The sequence below is a fragment of the Streptomyces sp. NPDC006208 genome (genome assembly GCF_040613775.1).
In the GTDB taxonomy this organism is placed as follows: domain Bacteria; phylum Actinomycetota; class Actinomycetes; order Streptomycetales; family Streptomycetaceae; genus Streptomyces.
In genome coordinates this window covers 144,334-170,868 of the sequence record NZ_JBEXSW010000003.1, presented here as the reverse complement: position 1 = coordinate 170,868, position 26,535 = coordinate 144,334, and the positions used below count along the sequence as shown (strand labels likewise).

The window sequence follows — 26,535 nt, the reverse complement described above, 5'->3', positions numbered from 1 at the left end:
TGTGCTCGGTGGGGGCGGGCGCGCCGGTCAGCTGAAGCCGGTGGGCAGGTACTCGTCGACGTTGTCCTTGGTCACGACGGCCGAGTACAGGGTCAGCGAGGCGGGGATCTCCAGTTCGGACATCCCGCTGATGCCCTTGCCCTGCCCGAGTGCGCGGGCGAGGTCGATGGCGGAGGCCGCCATGGTCGGCGGGTACAGGACAGTCGCCTTGAGGACGCTGTTGTCGGCCTTGATGGCGTCCATCGCGGACTTGGCGCCGGCACCGCCGACCATCAGGAAGTCCTTGCGGCCGGCCTGGGCGATGGCGCGCAGCGCGCCCACGCCCTGGTCGTCGTCGTGGTTCCACAGGGCGTCGAACTTCGACTGGGCCTGGAGCAGCTGGGCCATCTTGGCCTGGCCCGACTCGACGGTGAAGTCGGCGGCCTGCCGGGCCACCTTCTTGATGTTGGGGTAGTTCTTCAGCGCGTCGTCGAAGCCCTGGGTGCGCTGCTTGGTGAGCTCCAGGTTGTCCATTCCGGCGAGCTCGATCACCTTGGCGTTCGGCTTGTCCTTGAGCTGCTCGCCGATGTAGTTGCCGGCGTTGAGGCCCATGCCGTAGTTGTCGCCGCCGATCCAGCAGCGGTAGGCCTGCGGGGTGGCGAAGATCCGGTCCAGATTGACGACGGGGATACCCGCCTTCATGGCCTGCAGGCCGACCTGGGTGAGCGCCTTGCCGTCGGCGGGCAGGATCACCAGCACGTCGACCTTCTTGTTGATCAGGGTCTGGACCTGGCCGATCTGGATCGCCGTGTCGTTGGAACCTTCGGTGATCTCCAGGGTCACGTCGGAGTACTTCTTGGCCCGGGACTTGGCGTTGTCGTTGATGGCGTTCAGCCAGCCGTGGTCGGCCTGGGGGCCGGCGAATCCGATGGTGACGGGCTTGCCCGGCTTGTCGTCGGCGGAGGGCGCGTTCTGGGCGGCCGGCTCCTGCTTCTTGGGTTCGTTGCTGGTGCAGGCGGTCAGCAGCGCGCCGGCGGAGACGGCGGCGGTGCCGAAGAGCAGTCCTCTGCGGCTGGTGGCGGGGATTTCTGGCATGACGGATCAACCCTTCGGCTGGGCGGTGCAACAGGGGTGGGGGACGTGAGGGGCGAGCGGGGAGGTCAGGCCTCGCCGCCGCGCAGGGTGCGGTGCTGGATCAGTACGGCGGCGACGATGATGGCGCCCTTGGCGATCTGCTGGACGGCGCTCTCCAGGTTGTTGAGCGCGAAGATGTTGGTGATCGTGGTGAAGACGAGGACGCCGAGGACCGAGCCGGCGATGGTGCCCCGGCCGCCGCTGAGGAGGGTGCCGCCGATGATCGCGGCGGCGATGGCGTCGAGTTCGTAGAGGTTGCCGTTGGTGTTCTGGCCGGAGCCGGCAAGGACGATCAGCATGAAGGCGGCGATGCCGCAGCACAGTCCGGACAGCAGGTAGAGGTAGAGGCGTTGGCGGCGTACGTCGATGCCTGCGAGCCGGGCTGCTTCCGCGTTGCCGCCGACGGCGACGGTGCGGCGGCCGAAGGTGGTGCGGTTGAGGACGAGCCAGCCGACGGCGGTCACCGCGGCGAAGACCAGCACCAGCGGTGGGATGCCGAGGATGTAGGCGTCCTTGATGCCGAGGTCGAGCACGGAGTTGACGGTGACGATCTGGGTCTTGCCGTCGGTGATCTGGAGGGCGAGTCCGCGTGCGGCGGCGAGCATGGCCAGGGTGGCGATGAAGGGGACCATCCCGCCGTAGGCGATGAGCAGTCCGTTCACCAGCCCGCAGCCGACACCGACGATCAACGCGGTGAAGAGGATGCCGGCGAAACCGTACTCCTGGGTGGCGACGGTCGTCGCCCATACGGAGGCGAGCGCCACGATGGCGCCGACCGACAGGTCGATGCCGCCGCTGGTGATCACGAAGGTCATGCCGACGGTGACCACGCCGATGACGGAGGCCTGGGTGAGGACCAGTTGGAGGTTGCTGGTGGCAAGGAACTCGTCGGGCTTGGTGATTCCGCCGACCGCGATCAGGGCGGCGAGGACGCCGAGCAGCGAGAGGTTGCGGACATCGAGGTGCAGTCCGAGGGGTCGCCTGCCCGATACCGCGGGTGCGGACTTGGCGGTGGTCACAGGCGCGTCCTGCTGCGCCGGAGAGGCTGGCTGCGTCATGCCGTCGGGCTCCCTTCCATCACGAGGTCGAGTACGCGGTGCTCGTCGAGCTGCCGGGCGTCGGCCGTGTGTACGACGCTGCCCTCGCGCAGCACCAGCACCCGGTCGGCGAGTCCCAGGACCTCGGGCACTTCGCTGGAGACGAGGAGTACGGCAAGGCCTTCGTCGGCCAGCCGGCGGATCACGGTGTACAGCTCGGCACGGGCACCGACGTCGACGCCTCGGGTGGGCTCGTCGAGCAGCAGCACGCGGCAGCCGCGCAGCAGCCAGCGGGCGAGTACTGCCTTTTGCTGGTTGCCGCCGGACAGGGTGCGGATGCGGGCGTCGGGGTCGTCGGGACGCAGGGAGAGTTCCCGGGTGGCCTGCTGGGCGGCGGCGCGCTCGCGGCGCCGGTCGAGCCAGCCGCCGCGGGCGAACCGCGGGAGGGTCGAGAGGGAGACGTTGCGGGTGACGGACTCCAGCATCAGCAGCCCTTGCGCCTTGCGCTCCTCGGGGGCGAGTCCGATGCCGGCGCGGACGGCGGAGCGTACGCTGCCCGGGCGCAGCGGGCTGCCGTCGACGAGTACACGGCCGGCGCTCGGCCGGCGGGCTCCGTAGATCGTCTCGAGGATTTCGGAGCGGCCGGATCCGACGAGGCCTGCGAGGCCGACGATCTCGCCGGGGCGCAGTTCCATGTCGACGGGTGCGAACTCGCCATCCCGGCTGAGCCCTTCGACCCGCAGAATCGGTTCACCGGTGGCGGCGACAGCGTTGTCGGGGCGCGGCGGGAAGACGTACTCGACATGGCGTCCGGTCATCAGCGCGACCACGTCGCGCGTCGGGGTCGACTTGGCGGGCAGACCCACGGCGACCGCCCGCCCGTCCTTGAGGACGGTCACCCGGTCGCCGATCCTGCGGATCTCCTCCAGTCGGTGGGAGATGTAGACGACCGCGACGCCGTCGGCGGTCAGATCGCCCACGATCCGGAAGAGGTTGTCCACCTCGTCGGGGTCAAGGGCGGCGGACGGCTCGTCCATCACGATCAGGCGTACCTCGTGGGAGAGGGCGCGGGCCATGGAGACGATCTGCTGCTGGGCGGCGGAGAGGGAGCCGACGAGGCGTGCCGGGTCGATCTCGGGGTGGCCGAGCCGCTTCAGAAGCTGGGCCGCCCGGGTGCGCGCAGTACCGGAGCGCACGACGAAGCCGGCGGTGGTGGGTTCGTGTCCGAGAAAGACGTTCTCGGCGACCGACAGCCCTTCGACCAGGTCGAGTTCCTGGTAGATGGTGGCGATGCCGAGGCGCATGGCGGCGATCGGGGACCCCAGCGTGACCTGCTCGCCCTGCCATGTGATCTCTCCGCCGTCCGGCTGGTGGGCTCCGGCCAGCACCTTGATCAGGGTGGACTTGCCGGCGCCGTTCTGGCCGAGGAGGCAGTGGACTTCGCCGGCCTGGACCTCCAGGTCGACGCCGTCGAGGGCGCGGACGCCGGGGAAGGACTTGGTGATGCCGGACATGGTGAGCAGGGGTGGTTCTGGTGCCATGACGTTCCCCTCGGCGGGTGCGGCCGGTGAGCGGGCAGGGTGGTACCAGGTGCGGCGGTGCGGGGTGCGGCGGTGCGGTGGCGCGGGGTGCGGTGGCGCGGGGTGCAGGCCGGTCCGGGGAATCAGGCCGGTGAGAACAGGTGGTCGCTGATGAGCCGGGCGGCGCCGATCACTCCGGCGGCCGGTCCCAACTCGCCCAGCACGATGGGGAGATTGCCGGTGGCCAGCGGCAGGGACTGCCGGTAGACCTGGGTGCGTACGCTGGCCAGCAGGGTGTGTCCGAGGCCGGTCACACCGCCGCCGATCACTACCAGACCCGGGTTGAAGAAGCTGACGAGTCCCGCGATGACCTGGCCGACGCGGTTGCCGCCGTCGCGGATCAGGTCGAGGGCGGTGGCGTCGCCCGCGGCCGCGGCGGCCGACACGTCGACGGCGGTGAGGCGGCCGGCCGCCTCGAGCCGGAGAGCGAGTTCCGGTGAGCGGCCGCTGCGGGCCGCGTCCTCGGCGTCGCGGGCGAGGGCGGCTCCGCCGAAGTAGGCTTCCAGGCAGCCGTGGTTGCCACAGGCGCAGGCCCGGCCGTCCGCTTCGACCTGGATGTGCCCGATGTCGCCGGCGCTGCCCGTCGTACCGCGGTGGACCTCGCCCCCGACGACGATGCCGCAGCCGATACCGGTCCCGATCTTGATGCAGAGGAAGTCTCCGACGGAGCGTGCGACGCCCGCGTGCTGCTCCCCCATCGCCATCAGGTTCACATCGTTGTCGACCATGACGGGGCAGCCGAGGTCCTGGCTGAGCGCCTCACGGACCGGGAAGCCGTCCCAGCCGGGCATGATCGGCGGTGCGACCGGTATGCCCTCGGGGAAGCGGACCGGGCCGGGCACCCCGATGCCGGCACCGTCGAAGCCTTCGGCGAGCCCGGACGCCTTGAGCTTGGCGGCCATCGACAGCACCTGCTCGAAGACGGCGACGGGTCCTTCTCGTACGTCCATGGGGTGGTTGAGGTGTCCGAGCACCTCCAGTTCCGCGTTGGTGACGGCCACGTCGATGGAGGTGGCGCCGATGTCGACGCCGAGGAAGCGCAGTGCCGGCGCGAGCCGGATGTTGTGGGAGCGGCGGCCGCCGCGGGATGCGGCGAGTCCGTCCGCGACGATCAGGCCGGTCTCCAGAAGTCGGTCGACCTCCACGGCGAGCTTGGAGCGGGACAGGTCCACCTGGTCGCCCAGCTGCGCGCGGGAGTTGGGCCCGCCGTCACGCAGTAGCCGGAGCAGTCGCGCCTGGTGCGCGTTCGCGGGTCGAGCCGTCATACGTCTCACTAGCCCCTCCCCTCCCCTGGCCTTCGGCGTGGGGACCCCAGTAGGCCGTTCCGTCGTGCTTTCGAGGGGAAAGTAGCAGCGCTTTGCCCAACTGGGAAGAACTTGAGCGCAGTTCCGGCACAACTTTCTCCACACCCGGGACAAAGGTTCGTGAGTGACCGCGCCCGGACACAGCACAGCGGGCCGCCGGCGATGTCGGCCCGCGTGGCACAAGGGTGGTAAGGCCGGCCCGAACCCGCGGGTTACAGCAGCGGGTCCAGCCGCTCCAGGAACACCCGCTGACCGGCCACCAGCTTCTGGTGTGCCTCGTCGATGCCGATCCACTCGGCCCGGTCGATCTCGGGAAACTCCCGCACGACGCCCGAGCCGCGCGGCCACTCCATCGTGAAGGTGCCCGGCACGACGAGGGCGGTGTCCAGGTCACCCTCCATCGCCCACACCGTCACGATCTTGCCGTTCGCCTGGCGGGACTCGCCGAGGGGCCGCCAGTCGCCGTCGGGCGGCTCGAGTCCGAGCTCCTCCTCGAACTCCCGCCGTGCTGCGGCCATCGGCTGCTCGTCCTCGGTGTACTCACCCTTCGGCACCGACCACGCCGCCTCGTCGCGGGACTCCCAGAACGGGCCGCCCATGTGGCCGAGGAGGACCTCGACGCGATCGTCACGACGTCGGAACAGCAGAAGCCCGGCACTTCGTTTCGTCACCATGCCGTTCAGTCTGCCCCGGCGCACGTCCGGCCGCCGTCGGCCGGGGACGGACGGCCGGCAGGCTCGGCGAGCGACCGTCAGGGGCAGCGGATGACCTGCCCCGCGTACGAGAGGTTCCCTCCGAAGCCGAAGAGCAGAACCGGATCGCCCGTCCCGATCTCGCCGCGCTGCACCAGCTTGGACAGCGCCATCGGGATCGAGGCGGCCGATGTGTTGCCGGACTGCACGACATCGCGGGCAATCACCGCGTTGACGGCACCGATCTTCTGCGCGACGGGCTCGATGATCCGCAGATTGGCCTGATGCAGCACCACGGCCGCGAGCTCCTCGGGTGCGACGCCCGCCCGTTCGCAGACCTTGCGGGCGATCGGGGGCAGCTGCGTGGTCGCCCAGCGGTAGACGGCCTGGCCCTCCTGCGCGAACCGCGGCGGAGTGCCCTCGATCCGTACGGCATGCCCCATCTCCGGTACGGAACCCCACAGCACCGGGCCTATGCCCGGCTCCTGCCCCGGATCCGTCGCCGTCACCACGGCCGCGCCCGCGCCGTCGCCGACGAGTACGCAGCTGGTGCGGTCGGTCCAGTCGGCGACCTCGGCCATCTTGTCCGCGCCGATGACCAGGGCGCGGGTGGCCGCTCCTGCCCGCAGCGTGTGGTCGGCCGTGGCGAGCGCATGGGTGAAGCCCGCACACACGACATTGAGGTCCATCACCGCGGGCGAGCGCATCCCGAGGCGGGCCGCGACCCGCGCCGCCATGTTGGGCGACCGGTCGATCGCGGTGGAGGTGGCGACCAGCACGAGGTCGATGTCCTCGGGCAGGAAGCCCGCGGAGGCCAGCGCCTTGGCACCGGCGTGTGCGGCGAGCTCGTCGACCGGCTCGTCGGGGCCGGCGACATGCCGCGTCTCGATGCCGACCCGGGTGCGGATCCACTCGTCGCTCGTGTCGACCATGGCCGCGAGATCGTCGTTGGTGAGCACCTTGGCGGGCTGATGGTGCCCGAGGGCGACGACACGTGAGCCGGTCATGGATGGAGGGTCCCCTCAGCAAAGAATGTAGGAGCCACCCAGTCTTGGCTGCTACCTGCCAGTACAGGGGCAGGTGATCCCACAAGCTTCGGGGTCCGGACTTTGGAGCTTCCCGAAGGGTCCGAGGACGGCGGGTACGGCGTCGGCGGCAACCGCCGACGACTCCTGACGGCGACTTGTGGTGCCCTCGACTCCGCCGGACGAAGCGGCGCGGACGGAGACGACCACGGTCTGCGCGTACTGCGGCGCCGGCGGCAACCTCACGCTGCACGTGCAGGACAATGAGACCGTCAAGGTCACCTCGCCGCACGACACCCCGGTGACCCACGGCAACCTCCGCATCAAGGGCCGCTTCGGCTTCCAACACGTTCAGAATCGGGACTGATCACCATGGGACGGGTCACCGAGCGCCGCCGCACCATCCGTATCCGGGACGGAGCCGTCTCGGCCCGTCCGGACACCTTGGTGGCCGAGGAACCGATGGAGATCCGGCTGAACGGCAAGCCGCTCGCCATCACCATGCGCACCCCGGGCGACGACTTCGCGCTGGCAGTGGGCTTCCTGGTGAGCGAGGGCGTGATCTCCTCGCCCTCGCAGGTGCGCTCGATCGTGTACTGCGCGGGCGCCACGGACGAGGGGTCGAACACCTACAACGTGGTGGATGTGCAGCTCGCACCTGACGTGCCGCTGCCGGACATCACGCTGGAGCGCAATGTGTACACGACGTCGTCGTGCGGGCTGTGCGGGAAGGCGAGCCTGGATGCCGTCCGTACGACCGCCCACTTCCCGATCGACGACTCTCCCCCGGTCCGGATCGCGCCCGCTCTGCTCGCCGGCCTCCCCGATCGGCTGCGGGCGGCACAGCAGGTCTTCGACCGGACCGGGGGCCTGCATGCCGCGGCCCTCTTCTCGCCCGAGGGCGAACTGGTCGACATACGCGAGGACGTCGGCCGGCACAACGCGGTCGACAAGCTGGTCGGGCGGGCTCTGCAGGAGGGCAGGCTGCCGTTGAGCCGGTCGATCCTGCTGGTCTCGGGGCGCGCGTCGTTCGAGCTGGTCCAGAAGGCGGTGATGGCGGGCATCCCGGTGCTGGCCGCCGTGTCGGCGCCGTCGTCGCTCGCGGTGGACCTGGCCGTGGAAACCGGGCTGACCCTGGTCGGTTTTCTGCGCGGATCCAACATGAACGTGTATGCGGGCGACGAGCGCATCGCCCTCGGCACCGGGGTCTGATGCGCGCATGCTGCGGCAGGCACGCGACGGGTCCGCTCAGCGCATCCGACGGCGGGCGTCAGCGGGCGGCGGGATCAACTGGAGTTCGAGCGTGGCCGGGACGGCGGCGAGACCGGGCCCGCCGGCGTTCGCCCAGGCTATGACGTCGTCGGTCGCATCGTCGTCGAGGGCCCAGCCGATCCAGGTGGCGCGGGCGCCGCGGCGGCGGCCCTCGGTGGAGGGCTGGACCACGATCACGTTGGCCTGTCCGCAGGGGCCCAGACAGTCGCTGGTCCGCACGGCGAGACGCCCGCCCGAGGCGGCTGCCGCCTCGCGCAGCCGGGCCAGTTGGCCCTCATGATCGGTCCCGGGGTTCTTGCGTGCGTCACCGCAGCAGCAGCCGCGGCACACGACCAGGGTGCAGGGGCGGGGTCCGAAGGGGCGCAGGGCGTACGTCGTCACCCGGCGATCTTGTCAGCCACGGCGCGCGTCCGGATCGGCGAGGCGTGCCGCCAGGGCGAGTCGTTGGTCACGTCCTGCGGGTGTGGGCATCAGTCGTTGCACGATGATCCGGTGAGGGGCGGAGTCCCGTCGAGGTACCAGCGCCCTCCTTCTCCACCAACAGCCACGGGACGCAGATCTCATGGCCGGGGGCTCTCGCCGCTGAGCACGAGGAAGCGCGCACCGTTCCCCTCCTCCGGCAGGACCGTGACCTCGCCGGGCCGAGCCTGTTCGACGCGCTCGACGCTGCCCGATGCCGAAGAGCCGCTGCAGACGATCCGCGTCCCCCAACGGGCTCGTCGCTGATGGAAACGCTGACAACAGTCACCCAGGCCACGAACCCGGCCCTCCTCTGCAACCACACGTGGGAACCGCATGACGCTGTCCCATCGGACGTCCGGCGCCGTGCCCTTGTCCCGGCGGCCGAGATCAGAGACCCGTGGGCTCTGGCACCCGGCGGTCCGGGGTCCGCGACCCGGTGGAAGCAGGCGGCTCCGACGCCTCCGCGTCGCCGCCGCGCCGCTTGGCGATCACCGCGCACACCATCAGCTGCATCTGGTGGAACAGCATCAGCGGCAGCACCGCCAGGCTCGCCTGCGCCCCGAAGAGCACCGCCGCCATCGGCAGCCCCGCCGCCAGGCTCTTCTTCGAGCCGGCGAACTGGATGGCGACACGGTCCGCCCGCCCGAAGCCCAGCCGTTTCGCACCGAGCCAGGTCAGCGTCAGCATCGCCGCGAGCAGCAGCGCCTCCACACCGAGCAGCGCGCCCAGCCGGGCGGGGGTGACCTGGTGCCAGACGCCCTGGACCATGCCCTCGCTGAAGGCCGTGTAGACGACCAGCAGGATCGAGCCCCGGTCGACCAAGCCGAGCGCCTGCTTGTGGCGGGCCAGCAGCCCGCCCACCCACCGGCGCAGCAGCTGCCCCGCCAGGAACGGCGCCAGCAGCTGAAGCACGATCTTCAGCAGCGAGTCCGCGGAGAAGCCGCCCGCCCCGGCGCCGAGCAGCAGGGCGGCGAGCAGCGGCGTGAGGACGATGCCGGCGAGGCTGGAGAAGGAACCGGCACAGATCGCCGCCGGGACGTTGCCGCGGGCCATGGAGGTGAAGGCGATCGACGACTGGATCGTCGACGGCACCATGCACAGGAACAGCAGACCTGCGGCGAGCTCCGGGGTCAGCATCAGCGGCTGCAGTCCCTGCGAGGCCGCCAGCCCCAGCAGCGGGAATGCGACGAAGGTCGCGGTGAGCACGGTCAGATGCAGTCGCCAGTGGCGCAGCCCGTCGAGTGCCTCGCGGGTCGACAGCCGTGCCCCGTAGAGGAAGAAGACCAGGGCCACCGCTCCGGTCGAAGCCCCGCCGGCCACCTGGGCCGCGGTACCGGACGCGGGCAGCAGCGCCGCGAGAAGCACGGTGGCCAGGAGCGCCAGTATGTACGGGTCGATCGGCAGCCAGGACGGCAGCTTCGGGGTACGGCGGCGGCTCATGTGCTCCACATTGCTTTCGGTTCAGGACGTGCCCGCTCCATGGTCCCTTCGTCCGCGCAGATCGGGAATCCGGTACACCGCTCTCACTGTCATCACGTATCGCGATGACGGGCTAGGGTCGGTTTCATGTACGACCCGACCCAGCTGCGCACATTTCTGGCTGTCGCACAGACGCTCAGCTTCACCCAGGCCGCACGCCGGCTCGGCCTGCGCCAGTCGACGGTGAGCCAGCATGTGCGCAGGCTCGAGGAGGCGACGGGGCGGCAGCTGTTCACGCGGGACACGCACAGCGTGGAGCTCACCGAGGACGGCGAGGCGATGCTCGGCTTCGCCCGGACGATCCTGCAGGCACATGAGCGGGCCGCCGCGTTCTTCACCGGCACGCGCCTGCGCGGCCGGCTGCGGTTCGGGGCGTCGGAGGACTTCGTGCTGACCCGACTGCCCGAGATCCTGGAGTCGTTCCGCCGCGACCACCCCGAGGTCGACCTCGAGCTCACGGTCGAGCTCTCCGGGACACTGCACGCGCGGCTGGAGGCGGGGCGGCTGGACCTGGTGCTCGCCAAGCGCCAGGCGGGCGCGACACACGGCGAACTGGTCTGGCGGGACCGCATGGTGTGGATCGCGGCCGACGGCGTACGGCTGGACCCCGACCGGCCGGTGCCGCTGATCCTCTTCCCGCCGCCTGCCGTCACCCGGGCCCGCGCCCTCGATGCGCTGGAGCGCGACGGCCGCGCCTGGCGCATCGCGTGCACCAGCGGCAGTCTCAGCGGCCTGGTCGCCGCGGCCCGCGCGGGACTCGGCGTGATGGCGCACACGCGCGGTCTGATCCCGCCCGGCCTGGTCCCGGTGCCCGACCGGGCAGGCCTGCCCGATCTCGGCACCGTGGACTTCGTGCTGCTGCACGGCCACCGTCGTACCGCCGCCCAGGAGGCCGCGTCCGCTCTCGCCGCCGCGCTGCTCGCCGCAGGCGACCGCCTGCACGGGCCGGCCGGGCGCTGAGGGCCCAGTCCGGAGGGCGAGCCGCCCGCAGCGGCTCCAGCAGGTACGAACCAGGCCGTCACCCGGTAGAGCGGCGGTGAGCACCCCGTACAGATTCCGTGCAGATTCCGGCCCCCGTTGCTTACTCGAGGGTCAGTAATCCGTACACAGGTTCCCCTACCGGGGCTCCTCGCCTGGGCTGACCTGTGAAGATTCGATTAGTCCGCAGTTCACGCAGGCCCTCCCGCCCGTGCAAGAGGTGGGGTACCGTCACGGCGCTGTGCGGAGCGCCACAAGGAGCAGGCCATTGCGCGAGTTCACTGTCCCACCCATGGCCGCAGCGCCTCTGGTCGGCGGGCTGGCGGATGCGGTCTTCGACCATGCCGTGGACGATCCGGACCGGGTCACGCTCGGCCGCAAGGACGACGCGGGCGAGTGGCAGGACGTGACGTCCACCCAGCTCCGCGACGAGGTACTGGCACTGGCCAAGGGCCTGCTCGCACAGGGTGTCCGGTTCGGGGACCGGGTCGCGCTGATGTGCCCCACGCGTTACGAGTGGACGCTCTTCGACTTCGCGCTGTGGACCGTCGGCGCCCAGTCCGTGCCCATCTACCCCACCTCGTCCGCCGAGCAGGTCCACTGGATGCTGCACGACGCCGGGGTGACCGCCTGCATGGTGGAGCACGAGGACCACGCCATGACCATCGGCTCGGTGATCGACCGGCTGCCCCGGCTGAAACGGCTGTGGCAGCTGGACGCCGGGGCGGTGGCCGAACTGTTCGAGGCCGGCGCCCACATCGAGGACGAAGTGGTGCACCGGCACCGGCGCGCGGTGACCCCGGACTCGATCGCCACCATCATCTACACCTCGGGCACCACCGGCCGCCCCAAGGGCTGCGTCCTCACGCATGCGAACTTCATGTACGAGACCGACACCCTCATCGGGCGCTGGGAGCCCGTCTTCCACTCCCGCCCCGGCGACGAGGCCGCGACGCTGCTCTTCCTGCCGCTCGCCCATGTCTTCGGCCGGATGGTGGAGGTCGCCGCGATCCGCGGGCGGGTCAAGCTCGGCCATCAGCCGGTGCTCCAGGCGGCGGCGCTGCTGCCCGACCTGGTCTCCTTCCGGCCGACGTTCATCCTGGCCGTGCCGTACATCTTCGAGAAGGTCTTCAACGCGGCCCGCCGCAAGGCCGAGACCGCAGGCAAGCTGGGTCCGTTCGACAAGGCCGTCGATGTCGCCGTTCGGTACGCGGAGGCCATGGAGCACCGGGCCTTCGGCCTCGGCCCCGGGCCGTCGGCGGCGTTGCGGCTGCAGCACCAGTTCTTCGAGAAGCTCGTGTACAGCAAGGTCCGGGAAGCCATGGGCGGCCGCGTGCGCCACGCGATGTCCGGCGGCTCGGGGATGGACCGCAGACTCGGACTGTTCTTCGAGGGCGCAGGCGTCACCATCTTCGAGGGGTACGGACTGACCGAGTCGTGCGCCGCGGCCACCGCCAACCCGCCCGAGCGCACCCGCTACGGCACCGTCGGCCAGCCGATCCCCGGCACCACCGTCCACATCGCCGAGGACGGCGAGGTCTGGGTGCACGGCGGCCAGATCTTCCAGGGATATCTCGGCGACCCGAAGGCCACCGACGCCGTACTGCGCGACGGCTGGCTTGCGACGGGTGACCTCGGCGCGCTCGACGAGGACGGCTATCTGACCATCACCGGGCGCAAGAAGGAGATCCTCAAGACGTCGGGCGGCAAGAGTGTGTCGCCGGCGGGCCTGGAGGAGCGGGTGCGGGCGCATCCGCTGGTGGCCCAGTGCATCGTCGTCGGCAACGACCGCCCCTACATCGCTGCCCTCGTCACCGTCGACCAGGAGGCCGTGGACCACTGGCTGAACATCCAGGGCAAGCCTCCGCTGCAGCCGGCCGACCTGGTGCGCGACCCGGACCTGGAGATGGAGGTCCGCCGGGCGGTGGTGGCCGCGAACACGTCGGTCTCCAAGGCAGAGTCGATCCGTACGTTCCGGATACTCGCCCACCCGTTCAGCGAGGAACACGGCCTGCTGACCCCGTCGTTGAAGCTGAAGCGCAAGGCGATCGAGAAGGCGTACGCGGTCGAGGTGGAGGCCCTGTACCAGTGAGCCTTCTCCCCCGCCCGGTACCGACCGATCGGCGTTCCGCTTGACGAGACGCGGTCAATGGTCTGTACCGGAAAGGCCGGAGCTGTATCTCGCCGGCCCGATGGCGGGAATGCGACGGGCATCGTGATCGTTGACGCTGTGCGTACCAACCGACGACGTAAGGAACGACGGCTCGTGAGCAAGGTCCCTTCCCTGACCCTCAACAACGGCGTCTCGATGCCGCAGCTCGGCTTCGGTGTCTGGCAGGTACCCGACGACGAGGCGGCCAGGACGGTCGCCACGGCCCTGGAGGCCGGCTACCGCAGCATCGACACGGCGGCGATCTATGGGAACGAGGAGGGCACCGGCCGGGCCATCGCGTCCTCGGGCATCGCACGCGACGAACTCTTCGTCACCACCAAGCTCTGGAACAGCGACCAGGGCCACGACTCGACGCTGCGCGCCTTCGACAAGTCGCTGGAGCGGCTGGGTCTCGAGTACGTCGACCTGTATCTGATCCACTGGCCGGTGCCGTCGAAGGACGCGTACGTGGACACGTACAAGGCCTTGGAGAAGATCCACGCGGACGGCCGTGCCAAGGCGATCGGCGTGTCGAACTTCCTTCCCGAGCACCTGGAGCGCCTGATCGCGCAGACGTCCGTCGTGCCGGCCGTGAACCAGATCGAGCTGCACCCGCAGCTCGCGCAGGCCGCGTCCCGCGCCGTCCACGAGCGGCACGGCATCACGACCGAGGCCTGGTCGCCGCTGGGCCAGGGCAGGGGCCTGCTGGAGGTCCCGACGATCGTCGCCGTCGCCCAGAAGCACGACCGCACCCCGGCCCAGGTGGTGCTGCGCTGGCATCTGCAGCTCGGCAACGTGGCGATCCCCAAGTCCGTGACCCCGTCCCGGATCCGGGAGAACGTCGACGTCTTCGACTTCGAGCTGGACGCGGACGACCTGGCGGCCTTCGCGGCCCTTGACGAGGGCACGCGTCTCGGTCCGGACCCGGCCACGTTCGACATGGCCTGAGCCGTGACACGACGGGTGCGGCCGCGAGGAGCGGCCGTGCCCGTCGGGGGCGCGGAAAAAGCGGTTGGCGGTCCGCAGGGGGCGGGCCTACCGTCGGGCGCGATGGAGATCTCCTTCCGGAAGCTGCCGGACAATCAGCACGAGATCCTGGTGCGCGACCGCCGCGGCCCCGATGTCCGGCTGCCCGCGCAGCCGACCGGCCCGACCATGCCGCACGATCTGGTGCACGCCGCCGTCGAGCAGGCACTGGGTCTGACCGACGGCTTCTGGGGCGCCGTCTCACAGGGCGCCACCTTCCAGGGCTTCGAGAACGTCGTTCCGGGCAGGCACCGCCGCTCCGGCCTGAAGGTGCTGCGCCGCAAGGGCGAGAAGGTGATGGCGGCGGAGATGGCCGTCAACTGGGCGTACCGCGTCTGGCGCGGCCTGCCCACCGACGGCCGTGGCACCGGCCGGAGCCCGCTGGCAGCCGCGGACCTCGCCCGCACCCAAGCCGCCCTGGACGCGGCTGCGGCGCGCTGGGCGGTGGTGGCGGAGGGCAGTTGTCTGACGTGGCGCTGGTGACCGGCGCTCTCCAAGGCCCACCGGCCGACGGCGGGGAACTCGACCGGTGGGCACCATCGGCCATCGCCGCTTCCCCGACGAGGAAATCTCCGACCTTCTCGTCGTGAGATCCGGGACGGAACATGAGCCACGTCAAGTAGCTGGTTGTCGCATCGCAGGAGGCGGAGCCGCTGCCCGGCGGACCGGGCCGGGCGCACCATCGGCGCGACCGCGCCGGCCCACGCCCTATGCCATACGTTCGATCGCCACCATCGCGGCGTCGTCGCCCAGATGCCCGCCGGCATGATGCAGCAGGTCCTCGCACAGAATGCTCAGGAGAGCCTGCGGACGCATCCCGGACCAGGCGGCCACCCGTTCGGCCAACGGGTAGAACTCGCCCTTCGTGTCGCGCGCCTCGATGACACCGTCCGTGTACAGGACGACGACGTCCCCCGCCTCGAAGGCGAACACCTCACCGGTGAAGCCTGACGGGTCGAACCCGGTCAGCCCCAACGGCGGTGCCGGATGCCGCACTTCCAGCGGTGTGACCTTTCCACCGTGCAGCCGCAGCGGCGGGGGGTGTCCGCAGTTGATCATGTGCAGCGCCGACTCCTGGTCGGCCACGTCGAGCACGGCGGCGGTGATGAACGACTCGCCGTGGTCCTCCGTTTCGTCGCCGCCGGACGAGGGGTCGTCGAGGTCCGACGAGACCGTCCCCTCCAGATGGGCCACCAGCGCGGGCAGAGTCGCCTGCCGGTGCGCCGCGGCCCGGAATGCCCCGAGGAGCAGGGCGGCGTCGCCGATCGCTTCCAGCCCTTTCCCCCTGACATCACCGATGATGAACCGGGTCGCTCCGGCCGTACGCGCCACGGCGTACAGGTCGCCCCCGATCTGCGCCTCGGCCTCGGCCGCGAGATAGACGGAGGCGATGCGCAGCGGGCCGATCCGGTGCGGCAGCGGCCGCAGCACCACTTGCTGTGCGGCCTCGGCGATGGAGCGCAGCTGGGTCAGTTCCCTCTCGTGCCGCTCCCGCAGATAGGCGAAGAACGTCACGATCACCGAGATGAGCACCAGGGCGGTGATCTGGAGCGTGTGATTGAGGTCGGTGAGGCTGGTGCGCGTGATCGCGACCATGGACTGGGCCAGCACGGCGAGCGCGCCCACCGCGGCGGTCGTGCGGGGCCCCGCGAACGACGCGGTGACGGCGGGGGCGGCGACGAGGAAGGGTCCGAGATGGACTTCGGGCGGCGCAAGGACGTCGACGACCGTGACGACCGCGATCAACGCGAGCGGTACCGCCAGCAGCGCAGGGCGTGGCTCCCATGACCACTGAAGGTCTCCGCGGCGGCGTCCAGGAAGCATATGTACTGGATACACCGCACGGTGGGCCGGCGCCCGCTGCCACGGTGGAGGCTCCGGAACTGCTGTCACGATCGACACCGTTCGAGCCTGTGCACCACTTCGACGCGTCTCACCCACCCCCGGCACCCGTCGCTCCCGTCCGCCAGAGCCACTGCCGTCGGGCGGCCGCACCACCTCCAGCCTGCGTGGGTGACGACTCTTGCGACAGGTGCACTGTTCCTCGCCGGCTTCGGCCTGTTCTGCGGGTACCTGACCTGGCGACTCATCAGCCGGCTGCGTTCGCTGATCGGCGGCATCGCCGTGGAGGGCCGCTGCGTACGCCGGTACTCGACACAGAGCAACGACGGCGGGACGAGCCGGCACCACGTCTACGGCTTCACGACCGCGTCCGGGGAGTACGTGGAGTTCGAGGAGGACGCGCTCCTGATCGCCCAGGGCGAGGCCGTGACGATCCGGTACCGGCCCGGCAATCCCGCACGTTCGGCCACGGTCATGGGCCCCGGCGGGGCGTGGTCGCCGCTGTTCGGGCATCTGCTCGGCATCTTCGTCACGGGGATGTTCACGCTGCTGGGCATGGTGTGGGTGGCGATCGACCAGGTGCAGGAATGACGAGAGCGGTGTGCGGACTCGCACGGAGGGGAGTGCTGTGAACAGGGTCATATCCCGAGTGCGGTCAATGACCGACCGGTCCACGCCTTCTGTCGCTGTTCTCGTTCCATGGGCCGAACGTAGAAGGGGGAACAGCCCCAGAACCCGAGCCGAACGGCAACAGCCGATCTTGACGATCGTCAGCGCTGACGTCCACGGACATGATCGGCCTGCCGCCGGTCGGGCATCACCGCGCCCGTGCGGTGCTGCTGTGGGCTGATGCCCCGTACCCGCTTGAAGGCCGCGCTGAGCGCGAACGAACCGCTGTACCCGACCTGCCTGGCGATCGCCTCCACGGTCGCGTCGGTCTCGCGCAGCAGATCCGCGGCGAGCGTGAGCCGCCAGCCGGTGAGGTACGTCATCGGCGGCTCGCCCACCAGGTCGTTGAAGCGGCGGGCGAGTCCTGCCCGGGAGACCCCGCACTTGACGGCGAGCGAGGCGACGCTCCACGGGTGGGCGGGGTCGTCCTGGAGCAGCCGCAGCGCGCGGCCGACGACCGGGTCGCCCATGGCCCGGTACCAGGACGGGGCCGCGGCGTCGGGGCGTGAGAACCAGGCCCGCAGCACCCCGATCAGCAGCAGGTCGAGCACCCGGTCGAGCACCACGCTCTGGCCCGGTTCGTCGCGTCCGATCTCGTCCGCGAGCACCGAGCTGACCGGGCAGGTCCAGCCGTCGGCAGGCTGCCACAGCAGCGGGGGCAGGGCATCCAGCAGCCGCGCGCTGACCTCGCCCCGCATCTGGTACGTCCCGATGAGCATGGTGGTCGAGCCGTCGGCGGCGTTGCCCCAGGTCCGTATGCCCAGGTGCATGCTCTCGGCGAGCGGCTCGCCCTGAAGGGTGTGGCAGGTGCCGCCCGGGCCGATGCGCGCCTGCGGTGCCCTGTCCGCGGCGTCGGCCACGGTGTACGGATCGGGTCCACGGGCGACGGCCATGTCACCCGGGCGCAGCAGCACGGGCACACCGGATTCCGGGACGATCCAGGCCTCGCCCTCGGTGACGCACATCAGGCAGAGCGGCGCATGATCCTCGATGCGCACGGACCACGGCGGTTCCATCACCATCCGCAGCAGGAAGGCACCCCTGGCCCGCGGTCCGTCCAGCAGTCCGGCGAGAGCGTCCATGACGGCAAGGGTAGACGGACACGTATGCCATTGAGCCTGTGCAGCATGGAGAGTCCAGCCGAGGGCCGCGAACCTTGAGTCATGACAGAGAACACGAGGTACGAGACGGTGTTGGTGACCGCGGCCACGGGCAAGACCGGCCGCCGGGTGGCCGAGCGGCTGACGGCCCGCGGCGTGCGGGTGAGGGCCGGCTCGCGCAAGGGAGCGGTCGCGTTCGACTGGGCGGACGAGTCGACCTGGGCGCCGGCGCTGCACGGTGCGGACGCGGCGTACGTCAACTACTTCCCCGACCTCGCGGCCCCGGACGCTCCGCAGGTGATGCGCGCCTTCGGGCGTGCGGCGGCCGGCGCCGGGGTTCGGCGGCTGGTGCTGCTGTCCGGGCGCGGGGAACCGGACGCGGTGGTCGCGGAGGGCGCGCTGCGCGAGTCGGGTCTTGAACTCACGGTGGTGCGAGCCGCCTTCTTCGCGCAGAACTTCAGCGAAGGAGCGATGCGGGAGGGAGTGCAGGCCGGGGAGATCGTGTTCCCGGCGCGCGGGACGGCGGAGCCGTTCGTCGACGCCGACGATCTGGCGGACGTCATGGTGGCGGCGCTGACCGAGCCGGAGCACCGCGGTGCGGTCCATGAGCTGACCGGTCCGCGGCTGCTCACCTTCGCGGAGGTGGCCCAGGAGATCGGCCGGGTCACGGGCCGGGACGTGCGGTATGTGCCGGTTTCCGCCACGGAATACGCGCAGGCGCTGCAGCAGTTCGGCCTGCCGGAGCCAGATGCCGAGTGGCTGGCCGGGCTGTTCGACACACTGCTCGACGGGCACAACGCCTCGCTCACGGACGGCGTGCAGCGGGTGCTGGGCCGGGCGCCGAAGGACTTCGCCGACTTCGCGAAGGACGCGGCGGCCGCGGGGGCCTGGGCGGCATAGGTTCACCCGCGGCCCGAGTGCGAGCGGAGCCTGACAGCCCCCCAAAGGTGTCCAGTATTCAACTTTCAGCGCCATGTGAAGAAGATGTGTACATAGTATGTGCGTCGCCGGGCCCGATTTGGGGGGTGCCCGGCCTGACACCAAGGGACGTTCATGCTCCGCACTCGCACCATGGCCGCTGCCGCTACGGTGGCGGCCTTCGCCGGTCTCGTCGCCCTGCCCTCCCCGGCGCAGGCCGCCGGCTCGGTCCACCTGTACAAGATCTACTACGACAGCCCCGGCTCGGACCGCGGCGCCAACTCGAGCCTCAACGCGGAATACGTCCAGATCCGCAACACCACCGGTCACGCCGTCAGCCTCAAGGGCTGGGTGCTCGTCGACGCGAGCAACCACAAGTACACCTTCGGCACGTACACCCTCGGCAAGGGCAAGACGGTGACGGTGCGCACCGGCAAGGGCACCAACACCTCGGCCACCCGCTACCAGGGGCGCTCGTGGTACGTGTGGAACAACGGCAAGGACACCGCCACCCTGAAGAAGCCGTCGGGCACCAAGGTGGACACCTGCTCGTACAACTCGACCCGGGTCGACTACAAGATGTGCTGAGCCGCTGAACCAGCAGCGCCCCGCCCAGGAGCCGTGGATCCTGAACGGGGCGCTGCGCATGTCCGCGGGGCAGCCGCCTGCTTGAGCGTGACGGCTGACGACCCTGTCATTGCAACCAGCCACCTGCACCAGCGGGGCCAACCGTCCGTCAAAGCAGCCGGCCACGGCTCCGCACCCCTGATCAGACCCCCGCATGTTCAACGCGGAGTTGCACGCGTATGTGCGCACGTGCCTGCGCTCTTCGGTGGCGGAGGCGGTGAGGGAGCTCCCGCTCAGGCAGTCGCCGTCGGCGAAGTGGGTCAGCTCTCCTTGCGGAAGGCCTGCAGCACGTACGACGGTTCGGCGCGCGTGACCTCCTGGCCGGGCAGCCGCGCAAGTGCGGCGGCCAGTTCGCGAGCTGTCGCGGCGTCGTCGCCGAACCAGGAGCGGTAGCGGCCGGCGAGCAGCGCATCGGCTGCGGCGCGCGGGGTGCGACCTTGGCCGTGTCCCGCGAAACGGGCCCGGCCCGCCGGCCGAAGACCGCACTCGGCAGCATGACGCTCTATCAGGTCACTGCGGTCGAAGGCCTCGCCGAACGAGCGGTACGGTGCGAGCACGGCGTCGATGTCACTCTCGACGTCGTGGCCCGCGTCCTTGTCGACGGTCGTGATGAAGACCCCGCCCGGCCGCAGCACCCGCGCCGCCTCGGCAACGACCGCCGCCGCTTCCCGCACCAGATGCAGCAGCCACACCGCACTCACCGCGTCCACGGCCGCCGCGCGCATCGGCAGCCGCCGTACATCGCCGAGTACGACGTCGCCGTCGGTCCGCTCGACCGCCTTGCACGCCATGCCGTGCGAGCCGTCGACGCCGAACACCCTCAGCCCGGGGCGAACCAGACGCTGCGTCACCAGGCCGGTGCCGCAGCCGATGTCGAGCAGGGTGCGGGCGGAGCGCGGAAGAAGCCCGAGCACGGCTGCGGCAGCGGCATCCGCCCTCGGCGCTCCGCCTCGAGTCGCGTCGTAGTGGACTGCTTCCCGGTCGTAGTCGAGCATGATCCGAGCATGCCAGATGGGTCAGCCCGCGCCGTGCCCCGGGGCGATCTCCTCCACCCGCTGCGCCAGCGCGAAGTCCCGTTCGGTGAGCGCGTCCGCGTCGTGGGACACCACCGACAGGGCAAGGGTGTTGTAGCCGAGGGTGAGGTCCGAGTGGTGGTTCAGCTCCTCCTGGATCTGCGCGATGTGAACGACCATCGCGGTCGCCGCGAAGTGCGAGGCCAGGCGGTAGGAACGGGTGATCCGGTCACCTTCGAGGGACCAGCCCGGGAGCTCCCTCAACCGGTCCTCGATCTCCTTCTGCGACAGCGGTTCGGTGGGCATGGCGGAATCCTTCCAAGAGAGGGCCGGCGGACGGGGACACCATAGATCCGATGCCCGATAAATCGGATGCCTGCACCAAGACGCGCTGGGTACGTTCCACCGCGTGGAACCATTGACCGACAAACAGATCAGGAGATCCTTCGTCAACTGCACGAAGGGGGAGGCCGCGCGCCTGCGACTGCCTGCGGGCTTTGCCGAACTCCCCTGGGAGGACCTCGACTTCCTGGGCTGGACCGATCCCGGTGCGCCGCTGCGCGCTCATTTGGTGCTGCCCCGTGAGCACGGCCCGGTCGGCATCACCCTCCGCGTCCCCGCCACGAGCCGTACCAGCGTGGTGAAGTCCAGCATGTGCCAGGCGTGCATGACGGCCCACGCGGCTTCGGGAGTGACCCTCTTCGTCGCGCCGCTCGCGGGCCCCGCGGGACGCGAGGGCAACACGGTGGGCACCTATCTCTGTGCCGATCTCGACTGCTCACTCTACGTCCGGGGCAAGAAGCTGCCGAAGCTGCGCAGCGGCCGCTACGAGGAGTCGCTGAGCATCGAGGAGCAGATCGACCGCACGGTGACGAATCTGTGGGGGTTCGCCGAGCGGGTCATCGGCGCGCGCTGAGCACCCGCCGCCGAGCGGCTCGTCGAGTCCCGGCTCGCCCGGCTGCGGCCCCGGTCAGGAGTGTGCCGCGAGGAGCTGCTCGACGGTGTCGGCCTCGGCCGCGGATTTGTCGGGACGGTGGCGCACCACCCGGGCGAAGCGGAGTGTGACGCCGGCCGGGTAGCGCGGGGAGCGCTGCACCCCGTCGTAGGCGATCTCCACGACGAGTTCGGGGCGGACCCGTACGGTGAAACCGTCGTCGTCGACGGCCAGTTCGCGCAGCCGGTCGGTCTGCCAGCGCAGCATCTCGTCGGTCAGCCCCTTGAAGGTCTTGCCGAGCATGACGAAGCCGCCGTCGGCGGCGCGGGCGCCGAGGTGGAGGTTGGACAGCAGTCCGGTGCGTCTGCCATGGCCCCACTCGGCGGCAAGGACCACCAGGTCCAGGGTGTGGACGGGCTTGACCTTGAGCCAGGAGCGGCCACGGCGGCCGGCGACGTACGGTGCGGACAGCGCCTTGACGAGGACGCCCTCATGGCCGCGGCGCAGGGTGGCGGCGTAGAACTCCTCGGCGGCGGCGATCTGCTGCTCGTCCACCGGGTCGCCGACGACGGTGCGGCGTACCCGCATCGGTTCGGGCACAAGGCGGGCGAGGATCTCGTGGCGGGCGCTGCCCGGGAGGTCGAGCACCGGCTCGCCGTCGGCTGCGAGGACGTCGAAGTAGACCGGGGACAGCGGCAGTGTGGCGCGGGCGGCGTCGACGTCGGTGCGGGAGCCGACGCGCGAGGCGATGTCCTGGAAGGGGACGGGCCGTCCGCCAGGGCCGAGTGCGATGACCTCTCCGTCCAGAATGAAGTGATCCCCTGTCATTTCCCGTGCACCGGCGACCACTTCGGGCAGCCGGTCGGTGATGTCGTCGAGGGAACGGGTATGGACGCGCACGGCATCTCCGCTGCGGTGCACCTGGACGCGGATGCCGTCGAGCTTCTCCTCGACCGCGCATGCGGCGCCGAGCGTACGCACCGCCTCGGTCACCGACGTGGCAGTGTGGGCGAGCATCGGTTGTACGGGGCTGCCGACGCGCAGCCCGAACCGCTCGAGCGCCGGCGGGCCCTCGGCAAGTACCGCAGGTGCGACACGCGGGAGCGAGCCCTCCAGCATCACGGCACGGCGCACCTCGTCGGCCGGGACGGCCGCGGCCTTGGCGACCGCCTCAAGAGCGACGGCGTCGAGCGCTCCCTGGCGCACCTCTCCGGTGAGCAGCCGCATCAGGAAACGCTGCTCGTCCGTGGTGGCCGCGGCCATGAGGTCCCGTACGCGGTTCCTGCGCTCGGCCTGGGTACCGGGGCCCGCGATCCCGGCAAGCGCGGTGAGCGCGGCGTCCGTCCCGGTGACGGTGAGGGCCGGGACCACCGCAGGCGGCACGGGGTCCTTGAGCACGCTCCATCCGATGCCGATACGGCCCTGGGGCAGGCGACCCGCGAGATAGGAGATGACCAGGGCGACGTCCTCGGGACCGGCCTCGGCGAACAGCTGCGCAAGGGCGGCGATCTTGCGGGTACGGGCCGAGGTGGCGGCGACCGCCTTGGACACCTCGGCGACTCGGGCGAGCAGCATGCGCCCATCGTGCCGCGCCGTGCGGCGCCTCGCTCGTTCGCCGCGCTGTCCGCGTGTGCACCGACAGGCGGGCGGTGCCGGCACCGGGAACCCAAGCAGGACCGGCGCACCCGTCTCATTTTCATCGGCCGGTCCCTGTCTCCCCATGGTTCACGCAACTCCCCTACTCTTCGGTCGACTTGACCACTCGACGCAAGAGATGGGGACCCATGGGGAAGTTTTCGCGCACTGCCCTGACCAGCGCCGCGGCGGCCGGCCTGCTCGCCGTCGCACTCGCTCCGGCCCAGGCGGCGTCGCCCCGCGCGGCGGACCCGGGGCAGCTGCCCTACTCCTCCGCCACCTGGGTCGGCGTGCACAACGCCTACGAGAAGGACAAGTACCGGTACTTCGCCGACGCGCTCGACTCCGGCGCCGGCATGCTCGAGATCGACGTCTGGACCAATGTGTTCGGCAGATCGTGGCGCGTCTCCCACAACAACCCGCTCGGGAACAACAACAACTGCGAGAACGCCGCGAACCCGGCCCAGCTGCGCACCAAGTCCAGGAACCAGGATCTCGGCGGCTGTCTCGCCGACATGCGGGCCTGGCACGACGCCCACCCCGGCCACCGCCCCATCCTCATCAAGATGGAGCTCAAGGACGGCTTCCAGAACAACGCGGGCCGTGGCCCGGCGGCACTCGACGCGCTGCTGGCCTCGAAGCTCGGCGACGCCCTGTACCGCCCGGGGGACCTGACCGGCGGACAGCCCGATCTCGACACGGCGGTACGTGCCAACGGCTGGCCGGCCCGCTCGGCGCTCGCCGGCAAGTTCGTGATCGAGCTGATCCCGGGCACCGTCGAGCAGGGCAACCCGGCCGACTCCCTGTGGACCGACCGCGAGTACGCCCAGCATCTGCGCGACCTGAAGGGCGCGGGCCGGCTGGGCCAGGCGGGCGCGTTCCCGGCGGTGCTCAAGGCGGCATCGGGCGACCCGCGCACCCGGTATGCGGACGCCTCGATCCGCCCGTGGTTCGTGGTCTTCGACGGGGACGCCGCCACCTACACGGGCGGGTCGATCGACACCGCCTGGTACGACCGCAACCACTACCTCGTCGTCATGACGGGCGCCGCCGGTGTCGCGCCCGCGATCGACGGCACGAACCCGACCGAGACGCAGGCGCGGGACCGGGTCTCACTGCTCGCCGGCCGCCATGCCAGTGTGGTCTCGGCCGACTGGTACCCGCTGCCGTCCGTCCTCGCCACCGTCGTCGGACGGGGCGCCACCGGGTAGGCGCCGCAGCCCCGGACCCTAGTGACCGCGGGTAACACAGATCACAGAGGGGCCCGCGGATTCCTCGGAACAGCCCTCGATGGTTTATCGTTCATCTACACGCGGGTTGCGCAGGGGACAGCGTCCCGGGCCTCGCCTTGCGACCGCAGGGAAGACGCTTCGACCGAAGCCCCGGCGGTGCACCGCACCGAGAGGCGACCGCCACACACACCCGCGCCCCTGACCGCCCCGGCCGGAAACCCCCGTCCGGCCGGGGCCTCTCCCTTCTCCGTCCCTTTTATGGACATATGCGGGAGCGCAAGAGCCTAGCCATCAGCACCCCCACGGCCGGACGCTTGGTGATGCAGGTCACACGCGCCACTGGTGTAGCTCGCGTCAGCATGAGCCGGCCCGTGACGTCTCTGTGCAAAAGGAGCTGAACGCCCCGCAGCAGAGGAGCGAGCGATGTCATCCACCATCGAGCAATCCGTTTCGGCCCGCCTGATCAGCGACGCACCGCACTCCCTGGCAGTGCCGGTGAGCCTGCGCTACAACGCCCGCGACCCGCTCGCCGTCCGTCTGGTCTTCCCCGCCGAGGTCTGCCTCAACAACACCGGCGTGACCTGGACCTTCGCCCGCAACCTGCTCGACAGGGGACTGCGCACCCCGTCCGGCACGGGTGATGTGCACATCTGGCCGTGCGGGCGGGTCCAGACGATGGTTGAGCTGCGCTCGCCGGAGGGCGTCGCCCTGCTCCAGTTCGACACTGCGGGGCTGCGCCGCTTCCTGATCCACTCGTACGCCACCGTGTCCGCCGACCGTGAGAGCAGTGCCATCGACGTCGAGGGAGCACTGGCGGCCCTGCTCGGCGAGGCCGCGGGCTGAGCGCCGCGCGACCCGGGAGCCCTCGGCACCGCAATCGAACGGCTCCGCAACCAGGCGCCCGGGCCGCGCCGCGTACTACGGTCGAGCCATGACAACTGCCGCGACCGGCACGGGGGTGGGAAGACTGCTGCGTGACTGGCGCGAGCAGCGCCGCCTCAGCCAGCTGGAGCTGGCGCTCCGCGCCGATTCCTCGTCCCGCCACATCAGTTTCATCGAGACGGGCCGTTCCCGCCCCAGCGAGGAGATGATCCTGCGGCTCGCGGAGCATCTCGAGGTTCCCGTGCGGGAGCGCAACGCCCTGCTGCTGGCGGCCGGTTACGCACCGCGGTACGCGCAGACGCCGCTGGACGACCCGGCGATGGGTGCGCTGCGCGAGGGCTTGGAGCGACTGCTGCAGGGGTACGAGCCGTATCCGGCGATCGTCGTGGACGGCACGTACAACGTGATCGCCGCCAACCGCGGTATCGCGATGCTGCTGGCCGGCCTGCCGGAGCATCTGCTCACCCCGCCGCTGAACGCCATGCGGATCACCCTCCACCCCGAGGGCCTGGCACCGAGGATCCACAATCTGCGCGAGTGGCGCGAGCATCTGCTGGCCCAGATGAAGCGTCAGATCGCGCTGGAGCGCTCGGAAGCGCTGCGCGAGCTGTTCGAGGAGGTCGCCGCCTACCCTCTTGCGGAGGCGGGCGGTGGGAGCGACGTACCGGAACCGGAACCGCAGCCGTATCCGTATGTCGCACTTCCTCTGCGGATCGAGCACGAAGGCAGGGTGCTGTCCTTCGTCTCGTCCATCTCCACCTTCAACACCCCGATGGATGTGACGGTCGCGGAGCTGGCCATCGAGACGTTGCTGCCGGCCGACCCGGCGACGGTCAAGTACCTCCAGTCCCAGGCCCCTTAGGGCAGTGTCTTCTTCACATGATCTCGCGTGGTTCAGCCGACGCTACGAGGCCGCCGGCGCACTCGAATCCTTCGACGTGGCCGTGTCCATCCACTCCGATGACGTCGACTTCGCCGACGAACACCACGAATGGCTCCTGAACGAGGCCGCGGCCCTCACCGGCGGCAAAGTCACGGGTTCCAACTACCGCTTCGAGAAGGACAACCCGGACGACGAGGACTGCGGCCTGGGGACTTGACCACGCCGTCGCCGTCAGCCACTCCTAGCGGGAGGCCCCGGCGGGGGTGGCAGCGCGCAGGGCGGACCACTGCAGGACGGCGAGGCCGGCAACGACGAGGGCCTGCAGCATGGTCCACACTGCGCCGGCGGTGGTCGGCTCGAGCCAGAGCGCGAGCGCGACGATGCTGAGCAGGGCCCACAGCAGATTGGCGTCGACGACGAGCTTCACCGGCAGCTGCGGCGGCCTGTTGCGCGCGGCGAGCGAGCCGACGGCACCGGCGAACACGAGCAAGAGGACGCCCAGTTCGAGCAGCAGGCCTTCCCCGACTCCGAGCAGCCGGCCGAGCGGTCCGGCGGCCACGAGGTACGCCAGTCCGTTGAAACCGGTGACGACGGCGTCCACGGCGAGGAAGCGGCGCAGCATCGTGTGCGGCTCAGTGGTACGGGACAGGCCGGCGAGCAGGGTGGCGGACATGGCGGAT

27 protein-coding genes and 1 pseudogene are annotated in these 26,535 nt (G+C 70.5%); 14 read left to right on the top strand and 14 right to left on the bottom strand.

Going from position 1 to position 26,535, the window contains the following annotated elements:
* Positions 1 to 27: 27 nt before the first annotated feature.
* The 6 genes from ABZ208_RS03460 to ABZ208_RS03435 form a co-directional block, all read right to left on the bottom strand.
* Positions 28 to 1,074 carry a substrate-binding domain-containing protein gene (locus ABZ208_RS03460; RefSeq protein WP_356907889.1) on the bottom strand — a complete coding sequence of 349 codons (1,047 nt, stop codon included), beginning with the start codon at positions 1,072 to 1,074 and terminating at the stop codon, positions 28 to 30.
* A gap of 65 nt (positions 1,075 to 1,139) precedes the next feature.
* A complete protein-coding gene (locus ABZ208_RS03455; RefSeq protein WP_356907888.1) occupies positions 1,140 to 2,171 on the bottom strand; it encodes an ABC transporter permease in 1,032 nt (343 codons plus the stop codon).
* Positions 2,168 to 3,691 carry a sugar ABC transporter ATP-binding protein gene (locus ABZ208_RS03450; RefSeq protein WP_356907887.1) on the bottom strand — a complete coding sequence of 508 codons (1,524 nt, stop codon included), beginning with the start codon at positions 3,689 to 3,691 and terminating at the stop codon, positions 2,168 to 2,170. The genes ABZ208_RS03455 and ABZ208_RS03450 overlap by 4 nt, the downstream gene beginning before the upstream one ends.
* Positions 3,692 to 3,813: 122 nt before the next feature.
* Positions 3,814 to 4,995: an ROK family transcriptional regulator gene (locus ABZ208_RS03445; RefSeq protein ID WP_356907886.1), complete on the bottom strand. Its 1,182-nt coding sequence runs from the start codon at positions 4,993 to 4,995 to the stop codon at positions 3,814 to 3,816.
* A 251-nt stretch (positions 4,996 to 5,246) separates the two neighbouring features.
* On the bottom strand, positions 5,247 to 5,708 hold the full coding sequence (locus ABZ208_RS03440) for an NUDIX domain-containing protein (RefSeq protein WP_356907885.1): 462 nt from the start codon (positions 5,706 to 5,708) through the stop codon (positions 5,247 to 5,249).
* Positions 5,709 to 5,785: 77 nt separating this feature from the next.
* On the bottom strand, positions 5,786 to 6,733 hold the full coding sequence (locus ABZ208_RS03435) for a beta-ketoacyl-ACP synthase III (protein WP_356907884.1): 948 nt from the start codon (positions 6,731 to 6,733) through the stop codon (positions 5,786 to 5,788).
* A 199-nt stretch (positions 6,734 to 6,932) separates the two neighbouring features.
* Between ABZ208_RS03435 and ABZ208_RS03430 the strand changes: the two are divergent.
* Together ABZ208_RS03430 and fdhD are read left to right on the top strand one after the other, a co-directional pair.
* Positions 6,933 to 7,118: pseudogene (locus ABZ208_RS03430) on the top strand (Fe-S-binding domain-containing protein); the annotation flags it as partial.
* A gap of 5 nt (positions 7,119 to 7,123) precedes the next feature.
* Complete coding sequence (gene fdhD, locus ABZ208_RS03425; RefSeq protein ID WP_356907883.1) at positions 7,124 to 7,963, top strand: formate dehydrogenase accessory sulfurtransferase FdhD; 840 nt, start codon at positions 7,124 to 7,126, stop codon at positions 7,961 to 7,963.
* Between the two features lie 36 nt (positions 7,964 to 7,999).
* Here fdhD and ABZ208_RS03420 read toward each other — a convergent pair whose 3' ends face one another.
* Together ABZ208_RS03420 and ABZ208_RS03415 are read right to left on the bottom strand one after the other, a co-directional pair.
* Complete coding sequence (locus ABZ208_RS03420; protein ID WP_356907882.1) at positions 8,000 to 8,404, bottom strand: (2Fe-2S) ferredoxin domain-containing protein; 405 nt, start codon at positions 8,402 to 8,404, stop codon at positions 8,000 to 8,002.
* 468 nt (positions 8,405 to 8,872) lie between these two features.
* Positions 8,873 to 9,925 carry a bile acid:sodium symporter family protein gene (locus ABZ208_RS03415; RefSeq protein ID WP_356907881.1) on the bottom strand — a complete coding sequence of 351 codons (1,053 nt, stop codon included), beginning with the start codon at positions 9,923 to 9,925 and terminating at the stop codon, positions 8,873 to 8,875.
* A 126-nt stretch (positions 9,926 to 10,051) separates the two neighbouring features.
* On the opposite strand from ABZ208_RS03415, the gene ABZ208_RS03410 reads away from it, so the two are divergent.
* The 4 genes from ABZ208_RS03410 (at position 10,052) to ABZ208_RS03395 (ending at position 14,603) form a co-directional block, all read left to right on the top strand.
* A complete protein-coding gene (locus ABZ208_RS03410; protein ID WP_356907880.1) occupies positions 10,052 to 10,924 on the top strand; it encodes a LysR substrate-binding domain-containing protein in 873 nt (290 codons plus the stop codon).
* 310 nt (positions 10,925 to 11,234) lie between these two features.
* Entirely contained in the window at positions 11,235 to 13,034 is a 1,800-nt protein-coding gene (locus ABZ208_RS03405; protein ID WP_356907879.1) for a long-chain fatty acid--CoA ligase, read from the top strand.
* A gap of 174 nt (positions 13,035 to 13,208) precedes the next feature.
* Complete coding sequence (locus ABZ208_RS03400) at positions 13,209 to 14,042, top strand: aldo/keto reductase (protein ID WP_356907878.1); 834 nt, start codon at positions 13,209 to 13,211, stop codon at positions 14,040 to 14,042.
* Between the two features lie 102 nt (positions 14,043 to 14,144).
* Entirely contained in the window at positions 14,145 to 14,603 is a 459-nt protein-coding gene (locus ABZ208_RS03395) for a hypothetical protein (RefSeq protein WP_356907877.1), read from the top strand.
* Positions 14,604 to 14,828: 225 nt separating this feature from the next.
* Here the strand turns inward: ABZ208_RS03395 and ABZ208_RS03390 are convergent, their stop codons facing one another.
* Entirely contained in the window at positions 14,829 to 15,944 is a 1,116-nt protein-coding gene (locus ABZ208_RS03390; RefSeq protein WP_356907876.1) for a PP2C family protein-serine/threonine phosphatase, read from the bottom strand.
* Between the two features lie 189 nt (positions 15,945 to 16,133).
* Between ABZ208_RS03390 and ABZ208_RS03385 the strand changes: the two genes are divergently transcribed.
* Positions 16,134 to 16,553, top strand: coding sequence for a DUF3592 domain-containing protein (locus ABZ208_RS03385; RefSeq protein WP_356907875.1), 420 nt, complete (start codon positions 16,134 to 16,136; stop codon positions 16,551 to 16,553).
* 179 nt (positions 16,554 to 16,732) lie between these two features.
* Here the strand turns inward: ABZ208_RS03385 and ABZ208_RS03380 are convergent, their stop codons facing one another.
* On the bottom strand, positions 16,733 to 17,713 hold the full coding sequence (locus ABZ208_RS03380; RefSeq protein ID WP_356907874.1) for an AraC family transcriptional regulator: 981 nt from the start codon (positions 17,711 to 17,713) through the stop codon (positions 16,733 to 16,735).
* 81 nt (positions 17,714 to 17,794) lie between these two features.
* On the opposite strand from ABZ208_RS03380, the gene ABZ208_RS03375 reads away from it, so the two are divergent.
* Entirely contained in the window at positions 17,795 to 18,631 is an 837-nt protein-coding gene (locus tag ABZ208_RS03375) for an NmrA family NAD(P)-binding protein (protein WP_356907873.1), read from the top strand.
* 153 nt (positions 18,632 to 18,784) lie between these two features.
* Complete coding sequence (locus ABZ208_RS03370) at positions 18,785 to 19,237, top strand: lamin tail domain-containing protein (RefSeq protein ID WP_356907872.1); 453 nt, start codon at positions 18,785 to 18,787, stop codon at positions 19,235 to 19,237.
* Between the two features lie 299 nt (positions 19,238 to 19,536).
* Here the strand turns inward: ABZ208_RS03370 and ABZ208_RS03365 are convergent, their stop codons facing one another.
* Together ABZ208_RS03365 and ABZ208_RS03360 are read right to left on the bottom strand one after the other, a co-directional pair.
* A complete protein-coding gene (locus ABZ208_RS03365; protein ID WP_356907871.1) occupies positions 19,537 to 20,271 on the bottom strand; it encodes a class I SAM-dependent methyltransferase in 735 nt (244 codons plus the stop codon).
* Between the two features lie 21 nt (positions 20,272 to 20,292).
* Positions 20,293 to 20,595 (bottom strand): 4a-hydroxytetrahydrobiopterin dehydratase, encoded by a 303-nt coding sequence (locus tag ABZ208_RS03360; RefSeq protein ID WP_356907870.1) that lies wholly within the window; start codon positions 20,593 to 20,595, stop codon positions 20,293 to 20,295.
* 103 nt (positions 20,596 to 20,698) lie between these two features.
* Here ABZ208_RS03360 and ABZ208_RS03355 point away from each other — a divergent pair, with 103 nt between their 5' ends.
* Positions 20,699 to 21,205 (top strand): FBP domain-containing protein, encoded by a 507-nt coding sequence (locus ABZ208_RS03355; RefSeq protein ID WP_356907869.1) that lies wholly within the window; start codon positions 20,699 to 20,701, stop codon positions 21,203 to 21,205.
* A 54-nt stretch (positions 21,206 to 21,259) separates the two neighbouring features.
* Here ABZ208_RS03355 and ABZ208_RS03350 read toward each other — a convergent pair whose 3' ends face one another.
* The gene (locus ABZ208_RS03350) at positions 21,260 to 22,798 is read right to left on the bottom strand and encodes an ATP-dependent DNA ligase (RefSeq protein WP_356907868.1); all 1,539 of its coding nucleotides are present in this window, start codon (positions 22,796 to 22,798) and stop codon (positions 21,260 to 21,262) included.
* Between the two features lie 209 nt (positions 22,799 to 23,007).
* Between ABZ208_RS03350 and ABZ208_RS03345 the strand changes: the two genes are divergently transcribed.
* From ABZ208_RS03345 to ABZ208_RS03330, 4 genes are all read left to right on the top strand, one after another.
* Positions 23,008 to 24,069: a phosphatidylinositol-specific phospholipase C domain-containing protein gene (locus ABZ208_RS03345; protein WP_356907867.1), complete on the top strand. Its 1,062-nt coding sequence runs from the start codon at positions 23,008 to 23,010 to the stop codon at positions 24,067 to 24,069.
* 444 nt (positions 24,070 to 24,513) lie between these two features.
* On the top strand, positions 24,514 to 24,933 hold the full coding sequence (locus ABZ208_RS03340) for an SsgA family sporulation/cell division regulator (protein ID WP_356907866.1): 420 nt from the start codon (positions 24,514 to 24,516) through the stop codon (positions 24,931 to 24,933).
* An 88-nt stretch (positions 24,934 to 25,021) separates the two neighbouring features.
* On the top strand, positions 25,022 to 25,834 hold the full coding sequence (locus ABZ208_RS03335; RefSeq protein WP_356907865.1) for a helix-turn-helix transcriptional regulator: 813 nt from the start codon (positions 25,022 to 25,024) through the stop codon (positions 25,832 to 25,834).
* Positions 25,835 to 25,838: 4 nt separating this feature from the next.
* Positions 25,839 to 26,072 carry a hypothetical protein gene (locus tag ABZ208_RS03330; RefSeq protein ID WP_356907864.1) on the top strand — a complete coding sequence of 78 codons (234 nt, stop codon included), beginning with the start codon at positions 25,839 to 25,841 and terminating at the stop codon, positions 26,070 to 26,072.
* Positions 26,073 to 26,096: 24 nt separating this feature from the next.
* On the opposite strand, the gene ABZ208_RS03325 is transcribed toward ABZ208_RS03330, so the two are convergent.
* Complete coding sequence (locus ABZ208_RS03325) at positions 26,097 to 26,528, bottom strand: hypothetical protein (protein ID WP_356907863.1); 432 nt, start codon at positions 26,526 to 26,528, stop codon at positions 26,097 to 26,099.
* Positions 26,529 to 26,535 lie beyond the last annotated feature (7 nt).

Bases quoted from the DNA above. Each gene is read 5' to 3' on its own strand.
- ABZ208_RS03435 (WP_356907884.1), bottom strand. From the start codon at position 6,733: ATGACCGGCTCACGTGTCGTCGCCCTCGGGCACCATCAGCCCGCCAAG.
- ABZ208_RS03405 (WP_356907879.1), top strand. From the start codon at position 11,235: ATGGCCGCAGCGCCTCTGGTCGGCGGGCTGGCGGATGCGGTCTTCGAC.
- ABZ208_RS03390 (WP_356907876.1), bottom strand. From the start codon at position 15,944: ATGCTTCCTGGACGCCGCCGCGGAGACCTTCAGTGGTCATGGGAGCCA.
- ABZ208_RS03460 (WP_356907889.1), bottom strand. From the start codon at position 1,074: ATGCCAGAAATCCCCGCCACCAGCCGCAGAGGACTGCTCTTCGGCACC.
- ABZ208_RS03335 (WP_356907865.1), top strand. From the start codon at position 25,022: ATGACAACTGCCGCGACCGGCACGGGGGTGGGAAGACTGCTGCGTGAC.
- ABZ208_RS03360 (WP_356907870.1), bottom strand. From the start codon at position 20,595: ATGCCCACCGAACCGCTGTCGCAGAAGGAGATCGAGGACCGGTTGAGG.
- ABZ208_RS03365 (WP_356907871.1), bottom strand. From the start codon at position 20,271: ATGCTCGACTACGACCGGGAAGCAGTCCACTACGACGCGACTCGAGGC.
- ABZ208_RS03440 (WP_356907885.1), bottom strand. From the start codon at position 5,708: ATGGTGACGAAACGAAGTGCCGGGCTTCTGCTGTTCCGACGTCGTGAC.
- ABZ208_RS03375 (WP_356907873.1), top strand. From the start codon at position 17,795: ATGACAGAGAACACGAGGTACGAGACGGTGTTGGTGACCGCGGCCACG.
- ABZ208_RS03445 (WP_356907886.1), bottom strand. From the start codon at position 4,995: ATGACGGCTCGACCCGCGAACGCGCACCAGGCGCGACTGCTCCGGCTA.
- ABZ208_RS03345 (WP_356907867.1), top strand. From the start codon at position 23,008: ATGGGGAAGTTTTCGCGCACTGCCCTGACCAGCGCCGCGGCGGCCGGC.
- ABZ208_RS03340 (WP_356907866.1), top strand. From the start codon at position 24,514: ATGTCATCCACCATCGAGCAATCCGTTTCGGCCCGCCTGATCAGCGAC.
- ABZ208_RS03455 (WP_356907888.1), bottom strand. From the start codon at position 2,171: ATGACGCAGCCAGCCTCTCCGGCGCAGCAGGACGCGCCTGTGACCACC.
- fdhD (WP_356907883.1), top strand. From the start codon at position 7,124: ATGGGACGGGTCACCGAGCGCCGCCGCACCATCCGTATCCGGGACGGA.
- ABZ208_RS03350 (WP_356907868.1), bottom strand. From the start codon at position 22,798: ATGCTGCTCGCCCGAGTCGCCGAGGTGTCCAAGGCGGTCGCCGCCACC.
- ABZ208_RS03380 (WP_356907874.1), bottom strand. From the start codon at position 17,713: ATGGACGCTCTCGCCGGACTGCTGGACGGACCGCGGGCCAGGGGTGCC.
- ABZ208_RS03395 (WP_356907877.1), top strand. From the start codon at position 14,145: ATGGAGATCTCCTTCCGGAAGCTGCCGGACAATCAGCACGAGATCCTG.
- ABZ208_RS03325 (WP_356907863.1), bottom strand. From the start codon at position 26,528: ATGTCCGCCACCCTGCTCGCCGGCCTGTCCCGTACCACTGAGCCGCAC.
- ABZ208_RS03410 (WP_356907880.1), top strand. From the start codon at position 10,052: ATGTACGACCCGACCCAGCTGCGCACATTTCTGGCTGTCGCACAGACG.
- ABZ208_RS03450 (WP_356907887.1), bottom strand. From the start codon at position 3,691: ATGGCACCAGAACCACCCCTGCTCACCATGTCCGGCATCACCAAGTCC.
- ABZ208_RS03370 (WP_356907872.1), top strand. From the start codon at position 18,785: ATGCTCCGCACTCGCACCATGGCCGCTGCCGCTACGGTGGCGGCCTTC.
- ABZ208_RS03415 (WP_356907881.1), bottom strand. From the start codon at position 9,925: ATGAGCCGCCGCCGTACCCCGAAGCTGCCGTCCTGGCTGCCGATCGAC.